This is a genomic window from Aeromonas sp. 82P (assembly GCF_051919365.1).
In the GTDB taxonomy this organism is placed as follows: Bacteria; Pseudomonadota; Gammaproteobacteria; order Enterobacterales; family Aeromonadaceae; genus Aeromonas; species Aeromonas veronii.
The window spans coordinates 1663408-1685106 of sequence record NZ_JBQBEV010000001.1 but is presented as its reverse complement, the minus strand read 5'-3'; the positions used below and the strand labels follow the sequence as shown (position 1 = coordinate 1685106).

The 21699-nt window shown below is 62.4% G+C and carries 16 protein-coding genes and 1 pseudogene; 12 read left to right on the top strand and 5 right to left on the bottom strand.

Annotated features, from left to right (window positions below):
- Positions 1-2 precede the first annotated feature (2 nt).
- Together ACTG2S_RS07870 and ACTG2S_RS07865 are read left to right on the top strand one after the other, a co-directional pair.
- Positions 3-431 carry an N-acetyltransferase gene (locus ACTG2S_RS07870; protein ID WP_088869887.1) on the top strand — a complete coding sequence of 143 codons (429 nt, stop codon included), beginning with the start codon at positions 3-5 and terminating at the stop codon, positions 429-431.
- A gap of 112 nt (positions 432-543) precedes the next feature.
- Positions 544-792 (top strand): DUF3297 family protein, encoded by a 249-nt coding sequence (locus ACTG2S_RS07865; RefSeq protein WP_005338226.1) that lies wholly within the window; start codon positions 544-546, stop codon positions 790-792.
- Between the two features lie 126 nt (positions 793-918).
- On the opposite strand, the gene ACTG2S_RS07860 is transcribed toward ACTG2S_RS07865, so the two are convergent.
- Complete coding sequence (locus ACTG2S_RS07860) at positions 919-2196, bottom strand: NAD(P)/FAD-dependent oxidoreductase (protein WP_274161578.1); 1278 nt, start codon at positions 2194-2196, stop codon at positions 919-921.
- Positions 2197-2241: 45 nt separating this feature from the next.
- Positions 2242-2844: an HTH-type transcriptional regulator PuuR gene (gene puuR / locus ACTG2S_RS07855; RefSeq protein ID WP_047440589.1), complete on the bottom strand. Its 603-nt coding sequence runs from the start codon at positions 2842-2844 to the stop codon at positions 2242-2244.
- Between the two features lie 413 nt (positions 2845-3257).
- Here puuR and ACTG2S_RS07850 point away from each other — a divergent pair, with 413 nt between their 5' ends.
- From ACTG2S_RS07850 to ACTG2S_RS07820, 7 genes are all read left to right on the top strand, one after another.
- Positions 3258-4721: an NAD-dependent succinate-semialdehyde dehydrogenase gene (locus ACTG2S_RS07850; protein WP_439982278.1), complete on the top strand. Its 1464-nt coding sequence runs from the start codon at positions 3258-3260 to the stop codon at positions 4719-4721.
- Positions 4722-4845: 124 nt separating this feature from the next.
- Positions 4846-6135: a 4-aminobutyrate--2-oxoglutarate transaminase gene (gene gabT, locus ACTG2S_RS07845; protein WP_439982276.1), complete on the top strand. Its 1290-nt coding sequence runs from the start codon at positions 4846-4848 to the stop codon at positions 6133-6135.
- 366 nt (positions 6136-6501) lie between these two features.
- Positions 6502-7851 carry an APC family permease gene (locus tag ACTG2S_RS07840; protein WP_439982273.1) on the top strand — a complete coding sequence of 450 codons (1350 nt, stop codon included), beginning with the start codon at positions 6502-6504 and terminating at the stop codon, positions 7849-7851.
- Positions 7852-8387: 536 nt separating this feature from the next.
- Positions 8388-8654, top strand: a complete 267-nt coding sequence (locus ACTG2S_RS07835) for a hypothetical protein (RefSeq protein WP_021230505.1) — start codon at positions 8388-8390, stop codon at positions 8652-8654.
- Entirely contained in the window at positions 8654-10000 is a 1347-nt protein-coding gene (locus ACTG2S_RS07830; protein ID WP_021230506.1) for an APC family permease, read from the top strand. Before ACTG2S_RS07835 ends, ACTG2S_RS07830 begins: the two co-directional genes overlap by 1 nt.
- A 307-nt stretch (positions 10001-10307) precedes the next feature.
- On the top strand, positions 10308-11456 hold the full coding sequence (locus ACTG2S_RS07825; protein ID WP_005338243.1) for a sodium:phosphate symporter: 1149 nt from the start codon (positions 10308-10310) through the stop codon (positions 11454-11456).
- 174 nt (positions 11457-11630) lie between these two features.
- A complete protein-coding gene (locus ACTG2S_RS07820) occupies positions 11631-12101 on the top strand; it encodes an FKBP-type peptidyl-prolyl cis-trans isomerase (protein ID WP_005347462.1) in 471 nt (156 codons plus the stop codon).
- 143 nt (positions 12102-12244) lie between these two features.
- On the opposite strand, the gene ggt is transcribed toward ACTG2S_RS07820, so the two are convergent.
- Entirely contained in the window at positions 12245-14026 is a 1782-nt protein-coding gene (gene ggt / locus ACTG2S_RS07815) for a gamma-glutamyltransferase (protein ID WP_439982271.1), read from the bottom strand.
- A gap of 191 nt (positions 14027-14217) precedes the next feature.
- Positions 14218-15129 (bottom strand): recombination-associated protein RdgC, encoded by a 912-nt coding sequence (gene rdgC / locus ACTG2S_RS07810; protein WP_274161584.1) that lies wholly within the window; start codon positions 15127-15129, stop codon positions 14218-14220.
- Positions 15130-15306: 177 nt separating this feature from the next.
- Between rdgC and ACTG2S_RS07805 the strand changes: the two genes are divergently transcribed.
- The 3 genes and pseudogenes from ACTG2S_RS07805 to ACTG2S_RS07795 all read left to right on the top strand — a co-directional run bounded on the left by ACTG2S_RS07805 (position 15307) and on the right by ACTG2S_RS07795 (position 20813).
- On the top strand, positions 15307-15735 hold the full coding sequence (locus ACTG2S_RS07805; RefSeq protein WP_005338252.1) for a GNAT family N-acetyltransferase: 429 nt from the start codon (positions 15307-15309) through the stop codon (positions 15733-15735).
- Between the two features lie 103 nt (positions 15736-15838).
- A pseudogene (locus tag ACTG2S_RS07800) lies at positions 15839-17064 on the top strand (exonuclease SbcCD subunit D C-terminal domain-containing protein).
- Positions 17061-20813 (top strand): AAA family ATPase, encoded by a 3753-nt coding sequence (locus ACTG2S_RS07795; RefSeq protein WP_439982269.1) that lies wholly within the window; start codon positions 17061-17063, stop codon positions 20811-20813. Before ACTG2S_RS07800 ends, ACTG2S_RS07795 begins: the two are co-directional and overlap by 4 nt.
- A gap of 93 nt (positions 20814-20906) precedes the next feature.
- Here the strand turns inward: ACTG2S_RS07795 and ACTG2S_RS07790 are convergent, their stop codons facing one another.
- Positions 20907-21671 carry a DODA-type extradiol aromatic ring-opening family dioxygenase gene (locus tag ACTG2S_RS07790; RefSeq protein ID WP_274161587.1) on the bottom strand — a complete coding sequence of 255 codons (765 nt, stop codon included), beginning with the start codon at positions 21669-21671 and terminating at the stop codon, positions 20907-20909.
- Positions 21672-21699: the final 28 nt, after the last annotated feature.

Genomic DNA, 21699 nt, shown 5'->3' with positions numbered 1-21699 from the left:
CTATGATCCGCCCATTATTAACAACCGATCTGGATGCCGCCGTCGAGCTCTGGTATCAGGCATCGGTACAAGCCCACGACTTTATTCCCGCCGCCTTTTGGCATGAGCAACGGGCAGCGATGCGGGATATCTATCTGACCGCCAGCCATAGCTGGGTCTATGAGGAGGATGGACAGCTACTGGGCTTTATCTCCTGGTATCAGGGTACTGTGGCGGCGTTGTTTATCTCCCCTGACCAGCAGTCACACGGGCTGGGTCGCCAACTACTCGAGCACCTCAAAGCCCAATATGACCGGCTCGAGTTGACGGTCTACGCCGAAAATGAGCAGGCGCGGCGCTTCTATTCCCGCAATGGTTTTAAAGAGGGTGAGCAGCAGCTGTGCGAGCATAGCGGCCACCCCGAATTGGTGATGCATTGGCAACGAGGATAAGCGGGTCGCCCATAGCGATGGCGGGTATCCTTTGCCTGTTTTGTGGCCGCCTTGAATGCCATGGCGGCATTCTCTACAATGACCCACTTTTTATTCATTTCGGGTTATATCGATGAGCGATACCAGCACCAAACCGGCTCTGCCGGATCACCTCTCCTGCAATCCCCGCAGCCCTCACTATGTGGCCGCCTGCTTCGAGCACCCGATCGGTATTCGCCTGAACGGCAAAGAGCGCACCGATGTCGAGGAGTACTGCATCAGCGAAGGCTGGGTGAAGATCCCCTCCCCCAAAGCGCTGGATCGTCGCGGTCAGCCCATCCTGATCAAGCTCAAGGGCACCGTTGAAGCCTTCTACAGCTAATCAGCACGCTGCTGCTTGATAACAACAAGGCCACCCTCGCGGTGGCCTTGTTGTTTCCGGTATTGGTACTGGCGTCAGCGTTATCTAAGCGGCAACCACCAGCCCACATTTCTCGCTGGGCAGCTCTTATACCCCCAAGCGGTCGCGCAGGGTGTACCAGGCGGCGCCCGCGGCGGTGAAGGGGATGCGGAACAGGCGGCCACCCGGGAAGGGGTAGTGCGGCAGTTTGGCAAAGGCATCGAAGCGCTCCGCCTGACCGCTCAGCACCTCCGAAAGCAGCTTGCCCGCCAGATGGGTACAGGTGACGCCGTGGCCGCTGTAGCCCTGCATGTAGTAGATGTTGGGGCCGATGCGACCAAACTGCGGCAGCCGCGACAGGGTGAGCAGGAAGTTGCCAGTCCAGGTGTACTCCACCTTGACGTCGGCCAGCTGCGGGAAGGTCTTGAGCATTTTGGGGATGATCAGCCGCTCGATATCCGCCGGATCCCGCGCGCCATAGACAACGCCGCCGCCATAGAGCAGCCGGTGATCGCCGGAGGTGCGGTAGTAGTCGAGCAGGTAGTTGCAATCCTCCAGACAGTAGTTCTGCGGCAAGAGTGACCGGGCCCGCTCCTCTCCCAGCACCTCGGTGGCGATCACCTGGGTGCCACAGGGCATGCTCTTGCTGGCCAGTTCCGGCACCAGATTGCCGAGGTAGGCATTGCCCGCCACCACCACAAAGCGTGCCTTCACCGCCCCCTTGGCGGTCTTGACCAGTGCTGGTTGACCCGGGGTGATACTGGTGACGGCGGACTGCTCGAAGATCTGCCCACCCTGGATGCGGATGGCTTCCGCCTCCCCCAACGCCAGATTGAGCGGGTGAATATGGCCGCCGCTCTTGTCGAGCAGGGCGCCGACGTAGCGATCGCTCGCGACCACCTCGCGCACCCCCTTGGCATCGAGCAGCTCCAGCTGGTCGTTGCCCCACTTCTGCCAGCGGGCGTATTGGGATTTGAGCTCGTGCAGCTGCTTCTCGGTCTCGGCGGCAAAGACGCCCCCCTCCTGCAGATCGCACTGGATGTTGTAGCGCTTGATCCGCTCGCGGATGATCTGGCCCCCCTCAAACAACATGGAACCGAGCAGCCTGGCCTGATCCGGCGGGCAGTTCGCTTCTATGGTGTCGATGTCGCGGCTGTAGGAGTTGACGATCTGGCCGCCGTTGCGGCCGCTGGCGCCAAAGCCGACACGGGCTGCCTCCAGCACCACCACCTTGTAGCCCTTCTCTACCAGATGCAGCGCGCTGGAGAGGCCGGTATAACCCGCACCGATGACGCAGACATCGCACTCCAGCTGCTCGGTCAATATCGGATAGGGCGCGTGTTTATTGGCGCTGGCTGCGTAGTAACTGTTTACATGTTCGGTCATGATCCCTGTTTCCTTACCGGTTCGGTTGCCAAACTACTGTCAGGATTAAAAGCTCGCCGGGGTGTGGGCGCTGACGATGCGACAGGTCTCCCCCGACGGATTGCTGAAGCTGTGGGGCTCGCCGGTGTCGATCACATAGCTGTCGCCCGCCTCCAGCTGATAACTCTGGCCCGCCACCGTCAGGATCACCGACCCCTCCAGCACGGTGCCGACCTCCTCCCCCTGATGGGTCACCTGACCGCCGGTGTCGGTGCCGGGGGGATAGGTCTCCAGCATAAAGCCGAGCTGGCGACGGTTGTTGCCGTTGTGCACCAACTTGAGGGAGACCCCCTGACTGCCCAGCTCGATCAGCTGATCAGCCTTGATCACCACCTCCGGAGTGCGGCTCTCCTCCTCGGCGAAAAAGCGCGACAGCGGCAGGCCATAGATGGTGAGCAGCTTTTGCAGGGAGGCGACCGAGGGGCTCACCTTGTCCTGCTCGATCATGCAGATGGCGCCGTGGGTCAGGCCGCTCAGCTCGGCCGCCCGCCGCTGGGAGAGCCCCAGCTGATGGCGTACCGCCGCCAGCCGTTCCCCCATGGTGCGCGCCCCGGCGTCAGCCCCACTCAACGGTCGAGCCACGCCCTCCCGACTCTGTGGCCCACTCATGAAAGGCCCCCTGCTGCGCCATGTCTGCATCCTTGCATCATCAGCCTCTCCTGCTTGCGCGTGATCGCATCGGATCAGGCGCTGCCTGTTTACCCTGCTGGTTAAAATAGCCGACCAGCTTTCCCTTGCCGTTCACTATGTTACACAGCACAACCGTTCATTATTTTGCACACCTGATTTACCATCTCCCGGTCGTCTGCCCACTTGCAGCCTGCAAGCGAGCCGGATAAAGCGCGCTACACAGCCCATTTTCTAGCATGGCGCCCCCCAGCAATTCAAATATATTTAACACTTGAAAAACATTTCAGCTCAAATTATGGTCTTCCTGTGCTTATTATTTTATACGGCAGCGGCGCAGGAAGGGTCGGCTCACTCCGGCAACCAGCTGCTCTGACCCACACTCGAGGCTTCTCATGTCAGGAACAACATCCCACTCCAGCTTGATCACATCCCGCGCCTATATAGATGGACAGTGGTGCGAGGCCGCTAGCGGCCGCACCTTCGAGGTCACCAACCCCGCCAGCGGTGCCGTCATTACCCAGGTACCCGACATGGATGCCGAGGATACCCGCCGCGCCATCGCGGCCGCCCACGCGGCGCAACCCGCCTGGGCTGCGCTGACCGCCAAGGAGCGCAGCAACAAGCTCTACGCCTGGTTTGCCGCCATCACCGCCCACAGCGACGAGCTGGCCCGCATCATGACCTGCGAGCAGGGCAAGCCGCTGGCGGAAGCCAAGGGCGAGGTGGCCTATGGCGCCAGCTTTATCCAGTGGTTCGCCGAGGAGGGCAAGCGCGCCTATGGCCGCACCATCCCGGGCTTTAGCGGCGATCGCCGGTTGGCAACCATCAAGCAGCCGGTGGGCGTGGTCGCCGCCATCACTCCGTGGAATTTCCCGATAGCCATGATCACCCGCAAGGCGGGCCCGGCGCTGGCAGCCGGTTGCACCATCGTCATCAAACCTGCCGCCGAGACGCCGCTCTGCGCGCTGGCGCTGGCGCTGCTTGCCGAGCAGGCAGGGATCCCCGCCGGTGTCATCAATATCGTCACCAGCCATCAGGCGAGCGCGGTGGGCAACGAGCTGTGCAGCAATCCGGTGGTGCGCAAGCTCTCCTTCACCGGCTCCACCCGTATCGGCAAACTGCTGATGCGCCAGTGCGCCGACACCATGAAAAAGCTGTCGCTGGAGCTGGGTGGCAACGCCCCCTTTATCGTCTTTGACGACGCCGACCTCGACGCCGCCGTTGCCGGGGCGCTCGCCTCCAAATACCGCAACGCCGGGCAGACCTGCGTCTGCGCCAACCGGATTCTGGTGCAGGCCAGCGTCTACGACGCCTTCGCCGAGAAGCTGACTGCCGCCGTTGCCACCTTCAAGGTGGGAGATGGCATGGCGGAAGGCACCCAGATCGGCCCGCTCATCAACCCGGCTGCCGCCAGCAAGGTGGCCGAGCTGGTGCAGCAATCGGTCGCCGCTGGTGCCGAAGTGCTGCTGGGGGGCGAAGCCCACCCCGCCGGCCCCCTCTTCTACCAACCCACCATTTTGGGCAAGGTGGATAAAACCAACCCCATCCTGCAGGAGGAGATCTTCGGCCCGGTGGCGCCGCTGGTGCGCTTCGAGACGGAAGCCGAGGCCATCGCCATTGCCAACGACACCCCTTATGGGCTCGCCGCCTACTTCTATGGCCGCGATATCGCCCGGGTGTGGCGCGTCGCCGAGCAGCTGGAGTACGGCATGGTTGGCATCAACGAGGGGATCATCTCAACCGAACTGGCCCCCTTTGGCGGCATCAAGGAGTCGGGTCTGGGTCGGGAGGGTGCAGCCGAGGGACTGGAGGAGTATCTGGAGACCAAATACCTCTGCTTTGGCGCCATTCGCTAGGGCAGCAACAGAGAGACAAGGCGCCGCCGATCTGGCCCGATGGGCTGATCGGCGGTGATGGGCGCCAAAACGCCTGCCACATTTTCAGGGAATATCGGGGGCTGCGGCCCCTCAGGGAGGAAAGATGAGTCAGTCAGAATCAAACAAGGCGTGGCAAGCGCGCCGCGAAGCATCAGTGGTCAATGGCGTTGGCACCCTGCTGCCGGTCTTCATCGAGCGTGCGCAAAATGCCGAGCTGTGGGATGTGGAGGGCAACCGCTACATCGACTTTGCCTCCGGCATCGCCGTGCTCAATACCGGCCACAACCACCCGAAAGTGGTGGCGGCGGTGCGCGAGCAGCTGGAAAAATTCAGCCACACCTGCTTTCAGGTCACCCCCTACCCGGGCTATATCGAGCTTGCCGAAAAGCTCAACGCCCTGGTGCCTGGCCCGACGCCGAAGCGCACCCTGTTTCTCTCCACCGGCGCCGAAGCGGTCGAGAACGCCATCAAGATTGCCCGCGCCCACACCGGTCGCAGCGGCACCATCGCTTTCAAGGGGGGCTTTCACGGCCGCACCATGATGGGGATGGCGCTCACCGGCAAGGTAGTCCCCTACAAGACCGGCTTTGGCCCCTTCCCGGGGGAGGTCTACCACATCCCCTTCCCCGCCGATTATCTCGGGGTGAGTGAGGAGGATGCCCTGCACGCCCTCGAGCTCTGCTTCAGCGCCGACATAGAACCCTCCCGCGTTGCCGCCATCATCATCGAGCCGGTACAGGGCGAAGGGGGCTTCTATCCCGCCTCCCCGAGCTTTATGCAGAAGCTGCGCAGCGTCTGCGACCAGCACGGCATTCTGCTCATCTGCGACGAGATCCAGAGCGGTTTCTGCCGCACCGGCAAGACCTTCGCCACCGAGTATGCCGGCATCGAGCCGGACATCATGACCTTGGCCAAGAGTCTGGCGGGTGGCTTCCCCCTATCAGCCGTGGTGGGCAAGGCGGAGATCATGAACGCGGCCAAGCCGGGGGGCCTGGGTGGTACCTATGCCGGTTCCCCCATCGCCTGCGCCGCCGCGCTGGCGGTATTGCAGGTGATCGACGAGGAGAAACTCAACCAGAAAGCGCTGGCTCAGGGGGAGCAGATCAAGGCGGGGCTGGAACGCATAGCCGAGCGTTTTGACTGCATAGGTCAAATTCGCGGCCCCGGTGCCATGGTGGCCATGGAGCTGGTGAAACGCCGTGATGCCAGTCAGCCCGATCCCGACCTTACCAAGCGACTGGTGGCCGAGGCAGGCAAACGCGGTCTGGTCCTGCTCTCATGCGGGGTGCGCGCAAATGTCATCCGTTTTCTCGCCCCCCTGACAGCCCCTGCGGCAGTGATTGACGAGGGGCTGCAACTCCTTGAAAAATCACTGGAGGCCGTGCTGGCCTGACCAGCAGGAAAGTGACCACTCACCTGTGCAAATAAATGCAATTTTGCCCCCTTTTTTTCTTGTCAAGGGGGCCCTGCAAATGCACAATGCGCCGCCACTGAAAGAACCGATGTAAAACAATGGCATCGGTTCTTTTTTAAACAGTGAACACACCCATAAACGAGGCCGGATCACCCCCGGAAAAGATAGCGAGATTGGCAGCAGTCTCCCGACACCAAGTCTAGTGAGGAACAACATGGGGCATCTCAATGCTTTCCAACCGGCCATGGCCGGTGTGCGCCGCCCTGGCGCCCTTGATTCCCGGGCCTCTCTCCCGGTTTCGTTGATGGACCGTGCCACTCTGGCACTGCATGAGGAACATGCATAATGGCGGCCCAGCAGGTTGGTCTGAAAAAGACCCTCAAACTGTGGCAGGTCGTGGTTATGGGACTGGCGTACCTCACCCCCATGGCGGTGTTCGACACCTTTGGCATCGTTACCGAAATCACCGAAGGCCATGTGCCGACCGCCTACCTGTTTGCTCTCATCGGCATGCTGTTCACTGCCCTGAGCTACGGCCATCTGGTGCGCAAGTTCCCGTCAGCCGGCTCCGCCTATACCTATGCCCAGAAGGTGTTTCACCCCTATGTCGGCTTTATGGTGGGCTGGACCTCCCTGCTCGACTACATGTTCATGCCGATGATCAACATGCTGCTGGCCAAGATCTATCTGGAAGCCCTCTTCCCGAACGTAGAGCCCTGGACCTATATCTTCGGTCTGGCGGCGGTGATGACCGCCCTCAACCTGCGCGGCATCAAGCTGGTGGCCAACTTCAACAGCCTGATCGTGGTGATGCAGTTCAGCATCATCGCCATCTTCATCGGCCTGATCGCCTGGGGCGTTCACAACGGTGAGGGGCTGGGGACCGTGGCCAGCAGCCGTCCCTTCTTCTCCGAACAGATCCAGGTGTCACCGCTGCTGATGGGGGCCTCCATCCTCTGCCTGTCGTTCCTCGGTTTTGACGCCATCAGCACCCTGTCGGAAGAGACCCCGGATGCGGATCGGGTGATCCCCCGCGCCATCGTGTTGACGGCGCTGATCGGCGGTGTGCTGTTCGTCACTACCTCCTACTTCCTGCAGCTCTACTTCCCGGACATCTCCCGCTTCCAGCATCCGGATGCGGTACTGCCGGAGATCGCCCTCTATGTCGGCGGCAAGCTGTTTCAGGCGGTGGTGCTGGTCTGCACCACAGTAGCGGTGCTGGCCTCGGGGCTCGCCTCCCACGCCGGTGTATCGCGCCTGCTCTACGTGATGGGACGGGATCGCGCCCTGCCTGCCCGCTTCTTCGGCTACATCCATCCGAAGTGGCAGACCCCGGCGTTCAACGTGCTGCTGGTCGGCCTGCTGGCCCTCTCTGCGGTGTCGCTGGATCTGGAGATCGCGCTGGCCCTGATCAACTTCGGCGCTCTGGTGGCCTTCACCTTCGTCAATCTGGCGGTGATTGCCCACTTCTATGTGAAGCTCGGTCGCAACAAGTGTCTCAAGGATCACCTGATGTATCTGCTGCTGCCGCTCTGTGGCGCCGCCTGCATCGGGGTACTGTGGCTCAACCTCGAGCCCTCCTCCTTCGAGCTGGGGCTGATCTGGGCGGCGCTCGGTGCCATCTACCTGTTCCTGCGCCTGACCGTGTTCCGCATCCCGCTGCATACCGCCGACAAGGTGGAGATCGCCCAGTAACCGCTGGCGCCCCTCCCCCCGATAGCGAACAAGGAGCCTGCGGGCTCCTTGTTGTTTTTGCGGTGTTCTGGTTGCCAGCTGCACGGGTTACCAGAAATGCGGTTTCTGCAGGAAGTGTGACTGATTTCAAATAACTACCCAGCCGGACCGCTCGCCGGGCCATGGCCCGAGCCGCGTCGCCCCCTATCCTCAGTCATCAATGTGAATGGATATGCAACCACTCTTTTTCCACTTCCCCCCTCCCATCCCCCGCCAGCCGATAAGTTCGCTGGACTCGAGCCCGGGGGAGCGCCGGCAAATATGATCAGGATCAATGTTGAGGCGCTATGCACCCTGCAGCCCCGATTTGCCGACTTTTCATACGTTACGACAGGGTTCTCTTCCCCCCGAAAAAGGGGGAGCAGCTCGGGGACGGCTGCAGGGGGCGAGTGACCACTTACCTGCCCCGTGCGTATGCAAAAAAATGCGTTAATCCGCCCTTTTTTGCTTGTCAAGGGGGCTGACCGAATGCACAATACGCCGCCAATAAAGGACCGATGTTCACTGCGACATCGGTTTTTGTATTTTTGAAGTGCAGTACAAACCCACCACAAGAGGCCGGAACGTTTCCGGAAGTGATATTCGAGATTGCCAAACAATCTCCCGACGTTGAGAGGATAACAATGGGGCGTTTTAATGCTTTCCTGCCGGTACAGCCCGGTATGCGCCTCCCCGGCGCCCTTGATGTACAGGCTTGCGAATCCATCGTATCCCTGCGCTCGTTGCAAGCACGTGCTGCGGCACTGATTGAGGAGAAAGCGTAATGGCATCGCAAAACGCCAAGCTGCTCAAGACCCTTACCCTGACACAAGTGATTGTGATGGGTCTGGCCTATCTGACCCCCATGGCTGTCTTCGACACCTTCGCCATCGTCGGTGACATCACCGATGGCCGGGTCGCCACCGCCTATCTGCTGGCTCTGGGTGGCATCCTGCTCACCGCTTTCAGCTACGGACATCTGGTACGCAAGTTCCCCTCTGCGGGCTCTGCCTATACCTATGCCCAGAAGGTGTTCAACCCCTACGTCGGTTTCATGGTCGGCTGGTCATCCCTGCTCGACTACATGTTCATGCCGATGATCAACATCCTGCTGGCCAAGATCTACCTGACCGCCATGTTCCCGGGCGTTGAGCCCTGGGTGTTCATCTTCGGTCTGGTGACCGTGATGACCTTCCTGAACCTGCGTGGCATCAATCTGGTAGCCAACTTCAATGGTCTGATCGTGGTGATCCAGCTGGCCATCATCACCCTCTTTATCGGCCTGATGGCGTGGGGCATCTACCACGGTGAAGGGGCTGGCACCCTGATGAGCAGCCGTCCGTTCCACTTCGAGTCAGCACAGCTGGTACCGCTCTTTACCGGTGCGACCATCCTCTGCTTCTCGTTCCTGGGCTTTGACGGTCTGAGTTCCCTCTCTGAAGAGACTCCGAACGCTGGCAAGGTGATCCCCAAGGCGATCGTGCTGACGGCCCTTATCGGCGGCATCATCTTCGTGGTGGTCTCCTACTGCCTGCAGCTCTACTTCCCGAGCCTTGCCCGCTTCCAGCATCCGGATGCGGTACTGCCGGAGATCGCCCTCTACGTTGGCGGCACCTTCTTCCAGTCCGTGGTGCTGGTCTGCACCACGGTCGCGGTACTGGCCTCCGGCATGGCGGCTCACGCCGGTGTGTCGCGCATCCTCTACGTGATGGGGCGTGACCGCATGATCCCGGAGCGGGTGTTTGGCTACATCCACCCGAAATACCGTACTCCGGCCATCAACGTGCTGATGGTGGGCGGTCTGGCCCTCTCCGCCGTGTCGTTTGATCTGGATACCGCGCTGGCGCTGGTCAACTTCGGCGCTCTGGTGGCGTTCAGCTTCGTCAACCTGTCGGTGATCGGTCAGTTCTGGGTGCGCGAGAAGCGCAACAAGACCCTCAAGGATCACGTCATCTACCTGTTGATGCCGTTGCTCGGTGCCGCCACCATCGGTGCTCTGTGGATCAACCTGGAGCAGAGCTCGCTGGAGCTGGGTCTGATCTGGGCGGGCCTCGGTGCAACCTATCTGTTCCTGCGTCTGGCGGTGTTCCGCATCCCGTTCCGTCAGTACGAGGAAGCGGCTGACGCCTGATCCTTTGCGGATAACGGATAGACAGAAGGGGAGCCACGGCTCCCCTTCTTGCTATTTGACGGGCTGAATATGGGGCTCGACTATTGCCACTCTCCCGCACTTGCTTGGTCGGCAAGGAACAGACAGGGCGGATGGCGTCACCAGCCATATCTCTCGCCATCCCCATCATCTATTGGCGAACAAACCACCAACGCAAGTCATAAAACCATCATAAAAGTGTCACCTTGTCATATTTCTGTCATTAACCACTGATTAAATGCGCGGGTCATCAACAACCCAAGACGGAACGACCGTCTCAAGAGGCTTTATGCAACACCATCACTCCTTGTCACAGCCGCCCGCGACCCGCGCCCTGTTCAACTGGATGAGTGTCATCGTACTGGTCTACCTGATCCTGGTTGCCGTGGGCGCCATCTCCCACGGCTTCAAAGATTTTTCCGGCGGTGCCGAGGGCGCAGCCCAGATCTTCGCCTTTGCCAACAACCCCTTTGTCGCCCTGCTGCTGGGTATTCTCGCTACCGCGCTGGTGCAATCCTCCAGCACCGTCACCTCGGTGATCGTCGGTCTGGTGGCTGGCGGCCTGCCCATCAGCATGGCCATCCCCATGGTCATGGGTGCCAACCTCGGCACCACCATCACCAACACCATCGTCTCCATGGGCCATGTGCGGGATCGCGCCGAGTTCCGCCGCGCCTTCGCCGCCGCCACCGTGCACGACTTTTTCAACCTGCTGGCGGTGTTCATCTTCCTGCCGCTGGAACTGATGTTCGGCCTGCTGCAACATAGCGCCGAGTGGCTGGCCAACCTGCTGGTAGGCTCCGCCAACATGTCGATGAAGGGCATGGATTTCATGAAGCCGCTGACCGCACCGGCCCAGCAGCTGATTGACAGCGCTGTCGCCTTCCTGCCGGGCAAGGGCGCCGCCATCGCGACCATCATCATCGGTATCCTGCTGATCCTCGCTTGCGTCACTTATCTGGGCAAAGTGCTGCAACAGGTACTGGTTGGCCGTGCCAAAGAGGTGCTGCACAAGGCGCTGGGCCGTGGCCCGCTGACCGGCATTACCTCCGGTGCGCTGGTGACCATCATGGTGCAATCCTCCTCCACCACCACCAGCCTGATGATCCCGCTGGCCGGCGGCGGCGTGTTCAGCACCCGTCAGCTCTACCCCTTCACCCTGGGGGCCAATATCGGCACCACCATCACCGCCCTGCTGGCTGCCACCGCCATCAGCGGAGCCGGTGCCCAGCTGGCCCTGACCATCGCGCTGGTCCACGTGCTGTTCAACCTCTTTGCCGTGGTCATCATCTATGGCATCCCCTTCCTGCGCGACCTGCCGGTGCGCGCCGCCGAGGGGCTGGCCCGGGTCGGCAGCGAGAACAAGCTGCTGGCACTGGGTTATGTGACGGGTCTCTTCTTCGCCCTGCCCGCCCTGATGATGGTAGCCGCCAAGTAAGCGCCGCCGCCATGACAAGGGGCGAGTCACCGACTCGCCCCTTTTTGCGTCTGCGTCTCCGAGCTTTGCCTGCCCGCTCACATCCTCCCGCCCTGTGGCTCGCCATCAGGGTCGGTGCGCGATAAGATGGCGCCCTCATTGCACTTTTTACATTTCATGGAACAGGAAAAACCGATGAAATTCATACTGATCGCGCTGCTCATCGCCGGTGTGGCCTACTACTTCTACTCCAGCAGCAACAACAAGAAGCTGGCGGCCGACAACGTGCGGATTGGCGCCGAGTTCCTCGCCAGCAACAAGGAGAAACCGCTGGTGACCACCACCGCCTCCGGCCTGCAGTACGAAGTGCTGACCCCGGGCACCGGCACCGTTCATCCCACTGCCACCAGCAAGGTGAAGGTGCACTACGAGGGCAAGCTGCTGGACGGCACCGTCTTTGACAGCTCGGTCGCCCGTGGCGAGCCCATCGAGTTTGGCCTCAATCAGGTGATTGCAGGCTGGACCGAAGGGGTGCAGCTGATGGTGGAAGGTGAGAAGACCCGTTTCTACATCCCCGCCAACCTCGCCTACGGCGACCGCGCCGCTGGCAAAATCCCGCCGGGATCAGTCCTGATCTTCGACGTGGAGCTGCTGGGTATCCAGTAACCGCGCAGGATGCTCCAGTGGCAATATCCCACTGAGCGCCCGTCCTGATCTTTGAAGTGGAGCTGTTGGGTATCCAGTAACCGCGCAGAACGCTCCATCAACAACAAGGCCAGCATCATGCTGGCCTTGTTGCTATGGGAACCTCACTCCCCCTTGGCGATCCCTTCCCGGCGCGGATCCGCAGCGCCAAACCAGCCGCCAGCGTTGCGCTCAACCCCCTGCAGGCCGGAGGTCTGCTCGTTCAGTACCACCTCATGTCCCCTCGCCTTCAATCCCTCTACCACCGACATGGGGGTGCGTCCCGCTTCCAGCTCGGTGGGGCCGTTGCGGCTGCCGAAGTTGGGTAGATTGATGGCCTGTTGCAGGTTCAGACCCCAATCCTGGGTGCCGAGCAGGGTCTTGCCCACGTAGTTGATGATGGCGGAGCCCCCCGGCGAGCCCAGCGTCATGGTCAGCTCGCCGCTTGGCTTGTCAAACACCAGCAGGGGTGACATGGAGGAGCGGGGCCGCTTGCCCGGCTCCACCCGGTTTGCCACCGGCAGACCGGCAGCATCCACCGAGGTGAAGGAGAAATCGGTGAGCTGGTTGTTGAGCAGGTAGCCGTTGACCATCTGACGCGATCCGAAACCATCCTCGATGGAGCTGGTCATGGAGATGGCCATCCCCGCCTTGTCGACGATCGAGACATGGCTGGTCGAGGGGAGTTCCGGGGTCGCATCCTGGCCCCGCGCCAGCGCCAGTGGCTGCGTGCCGGGCTTGGCAATCCCCATGGAGTGCTGACCGACAAGCTTGCCCCGCTCGGCCAGATAGCCCTTGTCCAGCAGCCCCTTCACTGGCACGCTGACAAAATCGCTGTCGGCGACGTACTGGTTGCGATCGGCGAAGGCCAGACGCGCCGCTTCGCTGTAGAGGTGGATAGCCTCGCTGGAGGCTGCCAGCCCCCCTTCTTTCGTGGTGATCGGCTTGAGGGCCGCCATATCGCGGCTCTCCAGCATGCCGAAGATCTGGCCGAGCGCCAGGGTGCCGGACGAGGGAGTGGGAAAACCGCAGATCTTGCTCTGGCGATAGTCAAAGCAGAGGCCATCCCGCACTTTGGCCTGATAGCTGGCCAGATCGGTGGCCGCCAGTACCCCGGGATTGGTGGGATGCTGGCGAACCTTGGCCACCATGGCATCCGCCAGCGGCCCCCGATAGAAGGCATCCGCCCCCTCTGTGGCCAGAGTGCGCAGCACCTTGGCCAGCGCCGGGTTGGTCAGCCGGGAGCCCGCCGTTTTGGGGCTGCCATCCGCCTGATAGAAGTAGGCACGAGCCTGCGGATCCCGTGCCAGATAGGGATCCTTGGCCAGCAATGTGGCTAGCCGTGGGCTTATCACAAATCCTTGTTCTGCCAGCGTGATGGCGGGCTGGAACAGCACAGCCCAGGGCAGCTTGCCATAACGCTGATGGGCCAGTGCCAGAGCGCGCAGGGTGCCGGGAACGCCGACCGAGCGCCCCCCCACCACCCCGTCATAAAACGCCAGCGGCTTGCCATCTTGCATAAACAGCTGGTCGGTGGCGGCAGCCGGCGCCGTCTCGCGGCCATCCACCGCACTCACCTTGCGGCCATCCCACACCAGCAGCAGCGTTCCGCCACCGATCCCGGAGGATTGCGGCTCCACCAGCGTCAGCACCAGCTGCACCGCAATGGCAGCATCGACGGCACTGCCACCGGCCTTGATGATCTGGTAGCCCGCATCCACCGCCAGCGGGTTGGCGGCCGCCACCATGAAATCATGGCCCTGCCAGCCCTGCTTGTCGGTCCAGCCACTGGCCGCCTCCGGCGCAATCAGGGTCTGGGCTGGCGGGGTGTAGTGAAAGCCGTTGTCACTGGCACAACCGGCCAGCAAGGCAAGGGCGATAGCGAGCCCCAGAGGTTTGCGCAACATGACACTCTCCTTGTCTGTTTTATGACCATGAAGAGGGACTATGTCACGATTGGCGCTGACAGCTCAAGTTATTGAACAAGATCAATATCTTACTCATCTATCAATAATGGCTATCCGCAATAGATATAAAAAAACCGCCCGAAGGCGGCTTTTACGATGGGATGGCAGAGGCCAAACAGGCGCAAGTCCGGTTAGATGGACTGCTCTTCGCCACCCAAGGCGGCAAACAGCGCCGGGATAAACTGGGACAGCTCGGCGGTGACCAGCGCGAAGTCCGCATCCAGACGGGCGGCCGGATCTTCGCTGTTGACGTCGTCGTTCTGCTCGCGCAGCTCTTCGCTGAATTTCAGGCGCTTGATGGAGAGATCATCCCCCAGCACGAAGCTGACAGTCTCGCCCCAGTTGAGGGCCAGCTTGGTCACCAGCTTGTCGTTGGCCAGGTGGTTCTTGATTTCATCCGTCATCAGATCCTGCTGCTTGCAGCGGATGATGCCGCCGTGCTCCATGGCACTGCGCAGCTCGGCTTCATCTTCCAGAGTGAAGGAGGCAGGCAGGTTACCCTCGTTCAACCACTCGGTCATGGTGATCTCGGGCGGGTTCTTGAGGGCCACCGGCACCACCGGCAGGGAGCCGATGGATTTGCGCAGCAGCGCCAGCAGATCGTCTGCCTTCTTGGCAGAACCTGCGTCCACCACCATCAAATTGTCGGCCGGATTGATCCAGGCGAAGGTCTGGCTGGTACGACTGAAGGCACGGGGCAGCAGGGTGTGGAGGATCTCCTCTTTCAGCGCCTCCTTCTCTTTCTTCTTGAGGGCACGTCCCTGTTCGAACTCGATCGCCTCTACCTTCTCGGCCAGCATCTCCTTGACCACGGTACCGGGCAGCATCTTATCCTCTTTGCGGGCGCAGATGAGGATGTGACCGGAGGCAGAGTGAGTCAGGGTTGAGCCGAATTTGCCAAGGGGCTTGACCCACCCGAAACGGGAGATGTCCTGACTGCCGCAAGGGGTGAAGGCACAGGCTTCCAGCTGGGTTTCCAGCTGATCCACGGTCAGGTCAAAGGGGCGGGTAAAGCGATAAATCTGCAGGTTTTTAAACCACATGGCGTCCTCGGTCTCTAGATTGTCCGGCGGGCATTGTACTAGAGAGGCGCTTTGTGATCAGCCAATCATTCTCGCTAAATAAAGGGCGATCGACCTCACAGGGTCTCATTTATGTCACCGGTTTGTTCATCAAGTTCTCCTAGACTGCGAAAGTAAATTGTTAATAAGGATGAAGGTATGTTGCGGCCCAGTCGCCCGGAAGACATGGAAGAGATCGTCGAAATCTGGTTGCTGGCCTCCCTGCAGGCCCACGATTTCGTCGATGCCTCCTGCTGGTGGCAGGCCCAGGAGGATCTGCGTACCCGCTATCTCGATCGCGCCGCCATCTGGGTGTTTGAGGAGCGTGGCGATCTGCTCGGTTTCATGGCGCTGGTGGACAACTATCTCGCCGCCCTCTTCGTACGCCCCGACCGTCAGGGCCGCGGCGTCGGCCACGCCCTGCTGCAGGAGGCCAAGCGTCAGGGGGCGTCGCTCCACGCCCGGGTCTTCGTCGAGAATGATCAGGCAGTGCGTTTCTATCGCCGCCACGGCTTCGTCATTGAGGCCGAGGAGTCCGATCCCCTTACGGGCCACCCCCAATACCGGATGTGCTGCGAACCTGCCTGAATCGATGCCAGCCCCCTGTTTTACTTGAAAAAAGCACGGGGCATCCTCATCTTGTCCTCATCGGGTGCCACAGGCACCGTCCCTGCAACCGGGCTGCTTTCCAATGAAAATCCTCCATACCGCCGACTGGCACCTTGGCCACCAACTTCATGGTCATGACCGCCGTTTTGAACACGATGCCTTTCTCGACTGGCTGAGCGACACCCTCAAGGCGCGCGAGATCGACGCCCTGCTGGTAGCGGGCGATCTGTTTGATACCGCCAATCCCCCCGCCAGCGCCTGGCAGCAACTCTACCGTTTTCTGGCGCGGCTGCGCGCCGAGATGCCCCACCTCAACATGGTGCTGATCGGCGGCAACCACGACTCCCCCTCCAAGCTCGATGCCCCACACGAACTGCTGCGCGCCTTTGATCTGCATCTGGTGGGCAGCATCAGCCGCGATAGTGAGGGCAAGCTCGAGACCGACCGCCTGCTGGTACCGCTGCAAGACAAGGAGGGCAACATTGCCGCCTGGTGCGCCGCCGTGCCGTTCCTGCGCAGCAGCGATCTGCGGGTGGAACAGCTGGCAGAAGGACAAGACAGGCTGATCGAAGGGGTTCGACAGGTCTACGCCGAGGTGCTGGCCGAAGGGCACGCTCGCTGCGGGGAAGCGCTGCCACTGATTGCCATGGGCCACGCCTATCTGGCGGCGGGCCAGCTCTCGGAGCTGTCGGAGCGGCGGGTGCTTGGCGGCAACCAGCATGCCCTGCCCGCCGAACTCTTTGCCGGTGCAGACTACACGGCGCTCGGCCACCTCCATCTGGCCCAGAGCCCTGCCGAGGGGGTGCACTACAGCGGTTCGCCACTACCGCTCTCGCTTGCCGAAGCCAACTACAACCATCAGGTGCTGGAAGTGACCTTTGCGGAGGGGAAACTGGCCGGGCTGGAGCGGATCCCGGTGCCCCGCGCGGTGGAGATGATCCGCCTGCCCCAGAGCACCCTCGACGACGCACTCAAAGCCATCGCTTCGCTCGAGCTGCCTGTCTGTCCACAAGAGGCACAACCCTCCTCGAAGTGCGGCTGCTGCTGCCCAAGCCAGAAGCGCGCATTCGCGAGCGGATTCTCGCCGCCATCGCAGACAAACCGGTGCGGCTGGCCCGCATCAGCACCCAGTATCAGGGCTCGGGCGAAGGGCTGGCCGATGGTCGCGAGCGGCGCAGGCTCGATGAGCTCTCTCCCACCGAGGTGTTTCGCCTCTGCTATCAGCGCCAGTTTGAAGGGGAGCCCGAGGCGGGGCTGGTTGCCTCGTTTGAAGAGATCCTGGAGCAGGTGAAGGAGTCAAACCAATGAAAATCTTGTCTCTGTCAGGTGAGAATCTGGCCAGTCTGACCGGCCCCTTCACCATCGACTTTACCCAGGGGGCGCTCGGCGCCGCCGGTCTGTTTGCCATCACCGGCAACACCGGCGCCGGCAAGAGCACATTGCTCGACGCCATTTGTCTGGCCCTCTACGACGAGATGCCGCGCTTTATTGCCAATCGCAAGAACGTGGCCGAAGTGGGCCGCATGGATGACGAGGAGAAGCTCAAGGCCAACGACGTGCGCGGCATCCTCAGCCGCGGCCACGCCAGCGGCTTTGCCGAGGTGCAGTTTCGTGGCTGCGATGGTCGCATCTGGCTGGCCCGCTGGGCGGTGCGCCGGGCGCGAAACCGCTCGGAGGGGCGCTTTCAGGCGCAGGAGCGCACCCTGACCGATGTGGAGTCCGGGCAAGTTTTCTCCGGCAGCAAGCGGGAGCTGCAGGATCGCATCGACGAGCTGGTGGGTCTCTCCTGGGAGCAGTTCCGCCGCGCGGTGATCCTGCCGCAAGGGGAGTTTGCCGCCTTCCTCAAATCGGACGCCAACGAGCGCTCCGCCCTGCTCGAACGGATGACCGGCACCGAACTCTACTCCGCCATCTCCATCCAGACCTATGAACGGGCGCGGGAAGAGCAGCAGAAGCTGGCCACTATTGCCCAGCGCCTCGGCGACGTGGCGCTGATGGACGAAGCGACCCGAGAGCATTGGGTAAGTCAGCAGGTAAGCCTCTCGACCACCCTCAAGCACGAGCAGCAACAGCAGCAGCTGATGCAGGACTTGCGCGACCTCAACAGCCGCATTGCAGCCCAGTTGCAGGGCTGCGCCGAGGGACAGGCGGCGCTCGATGCCGCCCTGCAGGCCCACGGCGCCGCGGCCCCCGAGCGCGAGGAGTTTGCCCGTGCCGAACAGGCCCAGGTGGCCCGCGCCGATCACGACGAGCTGGCCCGCCTCACTCTGGAAGTGCAGCAGCAGGAGAAGGTGATCGCAGAGCTGGGGCCGGAGCTGGCCAAACTCGAAGAGCAGACCCAGCAGAGCGCGCTGACCGAACAGCAGTTGCTGGCGGAGAAGATCGCCGCCGAGCGGGAATGGGGCGCCCTGCAACCCGAACTCAAGCGGGCACAAGAGCTCGATACCCGCATCCGGGAGAAAGTGCAGCAGTTGCAGAAGATCCAGCAGGAGGGGGCACAGGAGCGAGAAGTGCAACTCACGCTGGAGCAGGGCTGGCGCGAGCAGAGCCGACAGGTGGAACTGCTCAAGCAGCAGCACCAGCAGTGGGGACTTTGGCTCGAAGAGCACAAGGAGCTGGCACCGGTGGCCCGCCAGTGGCAGCCCCTGCTCAGCGCAATGCAGGATTGGGCCGAGGATGCCGACAAGCTGCAGCAACTGCTCACCCTGCGGGATCACAAGCTGCGCGCCCTGCAACAGTTGCAGCGCCAGCTGGAGCAAGGCCAGCAAGAGCGCGACTACTGGCAACATGAACAAGCTCGGCTGCAACAGCAACAGAACGAGCTGCAGGAGCAACAGTGGGAGAGCCGCCTCGCCAAGGCGCAGGAGCAGTGGCAGCAGCAGACTGAACAACTGGGTCAGCTGCGCCAGCTGCTGGAGCTGGCCGATTACGGCCGCAACCACGGCGAGCAGCATACCCGCCTGCAACAGGAGATTGGCCAGCTGGAGCAGGCCCTTGGCAAGCTCGCCTCCCTAAGCGAAGAGCTGGCCCCCGCCCGCGAGCGGCTCGCACTGCAGCGGGATGAAGCGCGCCACGCGCTGGAGCAGTCCCGCGCCATCGCCAGCTTCGAGCAGTATCGCCATATCCTGAGCGATGGCGAACCTTGCCCGCTGTGCGGTTCCGAGGAGCACCCCTACAGCCAGAGCCAGCCCCAGGTGGCGGGGATCCTGGGTCAGCTGGCGGAGCGGGCCCGCAGTCTGGAACTGGAGTGGGAGCGGCTCAACCATCAGTACATTCAATGCGAGAGCGAGCGTCAGGAGCTGGCCCGCCAGCTGGCGGTGCGTCAGCAACATCTGCCGGAGCTGGAGGCACGCGCCGAGCAGCTGACCCAGCGCTGGCAACAGCTGGGTGGCGATACCCTGCTCGGCCATCCGCTGCCGCTGCGCCAAAGCCCCATTGAGTGGAACGAGCTGATGAGCACCCTGCTTGGCCGTGGCCAGGCGCTGGAGCAAGGGTTGGCCCAGAGCCAGCAGCAGCTGCGTCAGGCCCAGCTTGGTCAACAACAGCTGCAAGGGGTGCGTCAGCAACTGAGCCAACTGGCTGCCCAGCACCAGCAGTTTGACCAGCAGTGGCAGGAGGCCGACCGCCAGCGCATCGCGCTGGAAGGGGAAGTGAAGGGGATGGGCGAGCAGGAGGCGACCCTGCGCCAGCGCCTTGAGCAAGGCGCCCACCGCCTCGACGAGCAGATGGGCGGCCAACCGTGGCGCCAATGGCTCGGCAGCCAGCAGTGGCAAGAGTGGCAGCGAGCCTGCGAAGCCTGGCTGCACGGCCAGAGCGAGTGGGAGCGTCTGGCCAGCGAGATCGCCAGCCTCACCCCCGCCCTGAGCGCGCAGGAGGCACGCCTGCAGACCCAGCGCGAGCTGCTGCACAAACTCGAGCGGGACTACAAGGAGCACGAACAGCAGCGGCAGAGGCTGCTCACCAGCCGCAGCGGTTGTCTCGGTGGCGAGGAGATCCCGCTGGTCGAGAACCGCTGGCAACAGCGTCTGCAACAACTCGCCAGCGAACTGGATCTGATGCAAAGCGGCGGCCGTGCTCTGCGGGAGCGGCAGACCGAGCTCAAGACCCGCCTCACTCATGTGGAGCAGGAAAAGCAGACCAGCAGCCGCCGCAAGCGGGAGGTGCTGGGGCGCTGGGCTGCCCACGCCAGTACCCTCGGCATCGCCGAATACGACCTGCGCCGTCTGCTCGCCATCAGCCCCGATGAACTCAAGGCTCGCCGCACTGCCCTGCAAGGGTTGGAAGATGCCCTTGGCGAGGCGCGCACCCGCCTTGCCGAGCGGCAACGGGCGCTGGCACTGGAGGAGAGCAAGCGGGATCGCTATCGGGAGCATCACCCCGAGCTGGCCACCCTGCCGGATGCAGAGCTGAGCGAGCAGCTGGTGGCTCTCGATGCCCGTTGTCGCACCCTTGAAGAACAGCTGTTCGAGAGCAAGAGCAAGCTGGCACAGGCCGAAGCCGCAGCGCTCAAGGCGGGCAGCCTGCAACAGGAGCTGGCCGCCCAGCAGGCGGTGGCCGACCACTGGCAGCAGCTGTGCGATCTGATCGGGCAGGCCAACGGAGCCAAGTTCCGCACCTTCGCCCAGAGCCTCACCCTCGAGCGTCTGCTGCTGGAGGCCAACGCCCAGCTCGCCGAACTATCACCGCGCTACCGGCTGGAGCGGGTACCCGGCACCGATCTGGCGCTGCAAGTGGTGGATCTCGACATGGGGGATGAGGTGCGCTCGGTGGACTCCCTCTCCGGTGGCGAGAGTTTTCTGGTGTCGCTGGCGCTGGCGCTGGCCCTCTCCAGCCTCTCGTCACGGCAGACCCAGGTCGAGTCGCTGTTTATTGACGAAGGGTTTGGCACCCTCGATCCGGACAGTCTGGATCTGGCGCTCGCCAGCCTCGACTCCCTCCAAGCCGCCGGTCGCCAGATCGGGGTCATCTCCCACGTCCAGACGCTGGTGGAGCGGATTGGCGTGCAGATCAGGGTCGAAGCCCTCGGCGGCGGCGAGAGCCGGGTAGTGGTCCCCTGAGTAGCATCAGCTCAATCACCAGTACCATCGGCTAAATCACTACGCCGGAAATAACAAGACCCCGCCAATTGGCGGGGTCTTGTTGAGAGGCTATCAGCCGAAGCGGTAGGCGCCCATATAGAGGCTGCCACCATCCCAGCTTTCGTGAAGCCGGGTGGGCGCCACACCATCGGCCGCCCCCAACGCCACAAAGAGCGGGCGCAGGTGGTCATCGTGGGGATGGGACTCCACCGCTCCGGGGGCCTGCCGGCGATAGTCGAGCAGCGCCAGCCGATCCTCGTCGGCCATCTTCTGCTCCAGCCAGTCGACAAACTGGCTGGCCCACTCCGGCACTGGCGAGCCTTCCGGTGCCAGCGCCCGCAGGTTGTGGGTGATGGCGCCAGAGGCGAGGATGCCAATCCCCTGACTGCGCAGCGCCCCCAATACCTCTCCCAACTGCCACAATTGGGCCGGGGTGAAGCTCGCGGGAATGGAGATCTGCACCAGCGGGATCTCGCTGTTTGGGTCGATCAGGGAGAGCGGCGACCAGACCCCGTGATCCAGCTCGCGCAGCACCGGGGTGGCGGTCAGTCCGGCCAGTGCCAGCTGGTCGCTCACCCCTTGTTGCAGCCACTCGGGGCTGCTGGCAGGCCAGCGCATCCGATAGAGTGGCTCGGGAAAACCGTAAAAGTCGTACATCAAGGCCGGTTTGGGCTCGACGTTGATCTGTAGCTCGCGGCTGAACCAGTGGGCGGAGATGACCACCAGCCCCTTGAGCTCACCCAGACGCAGGGTTCGCAGAAAGCGGGTGGCGGGTTGCTCACGCAGCACCAGATCCGGTGCGCCGTGGGAGATAAACCAGACAGGGGCGAGGGACATAAAGCAGACTACAACAAAGTATCAGGGG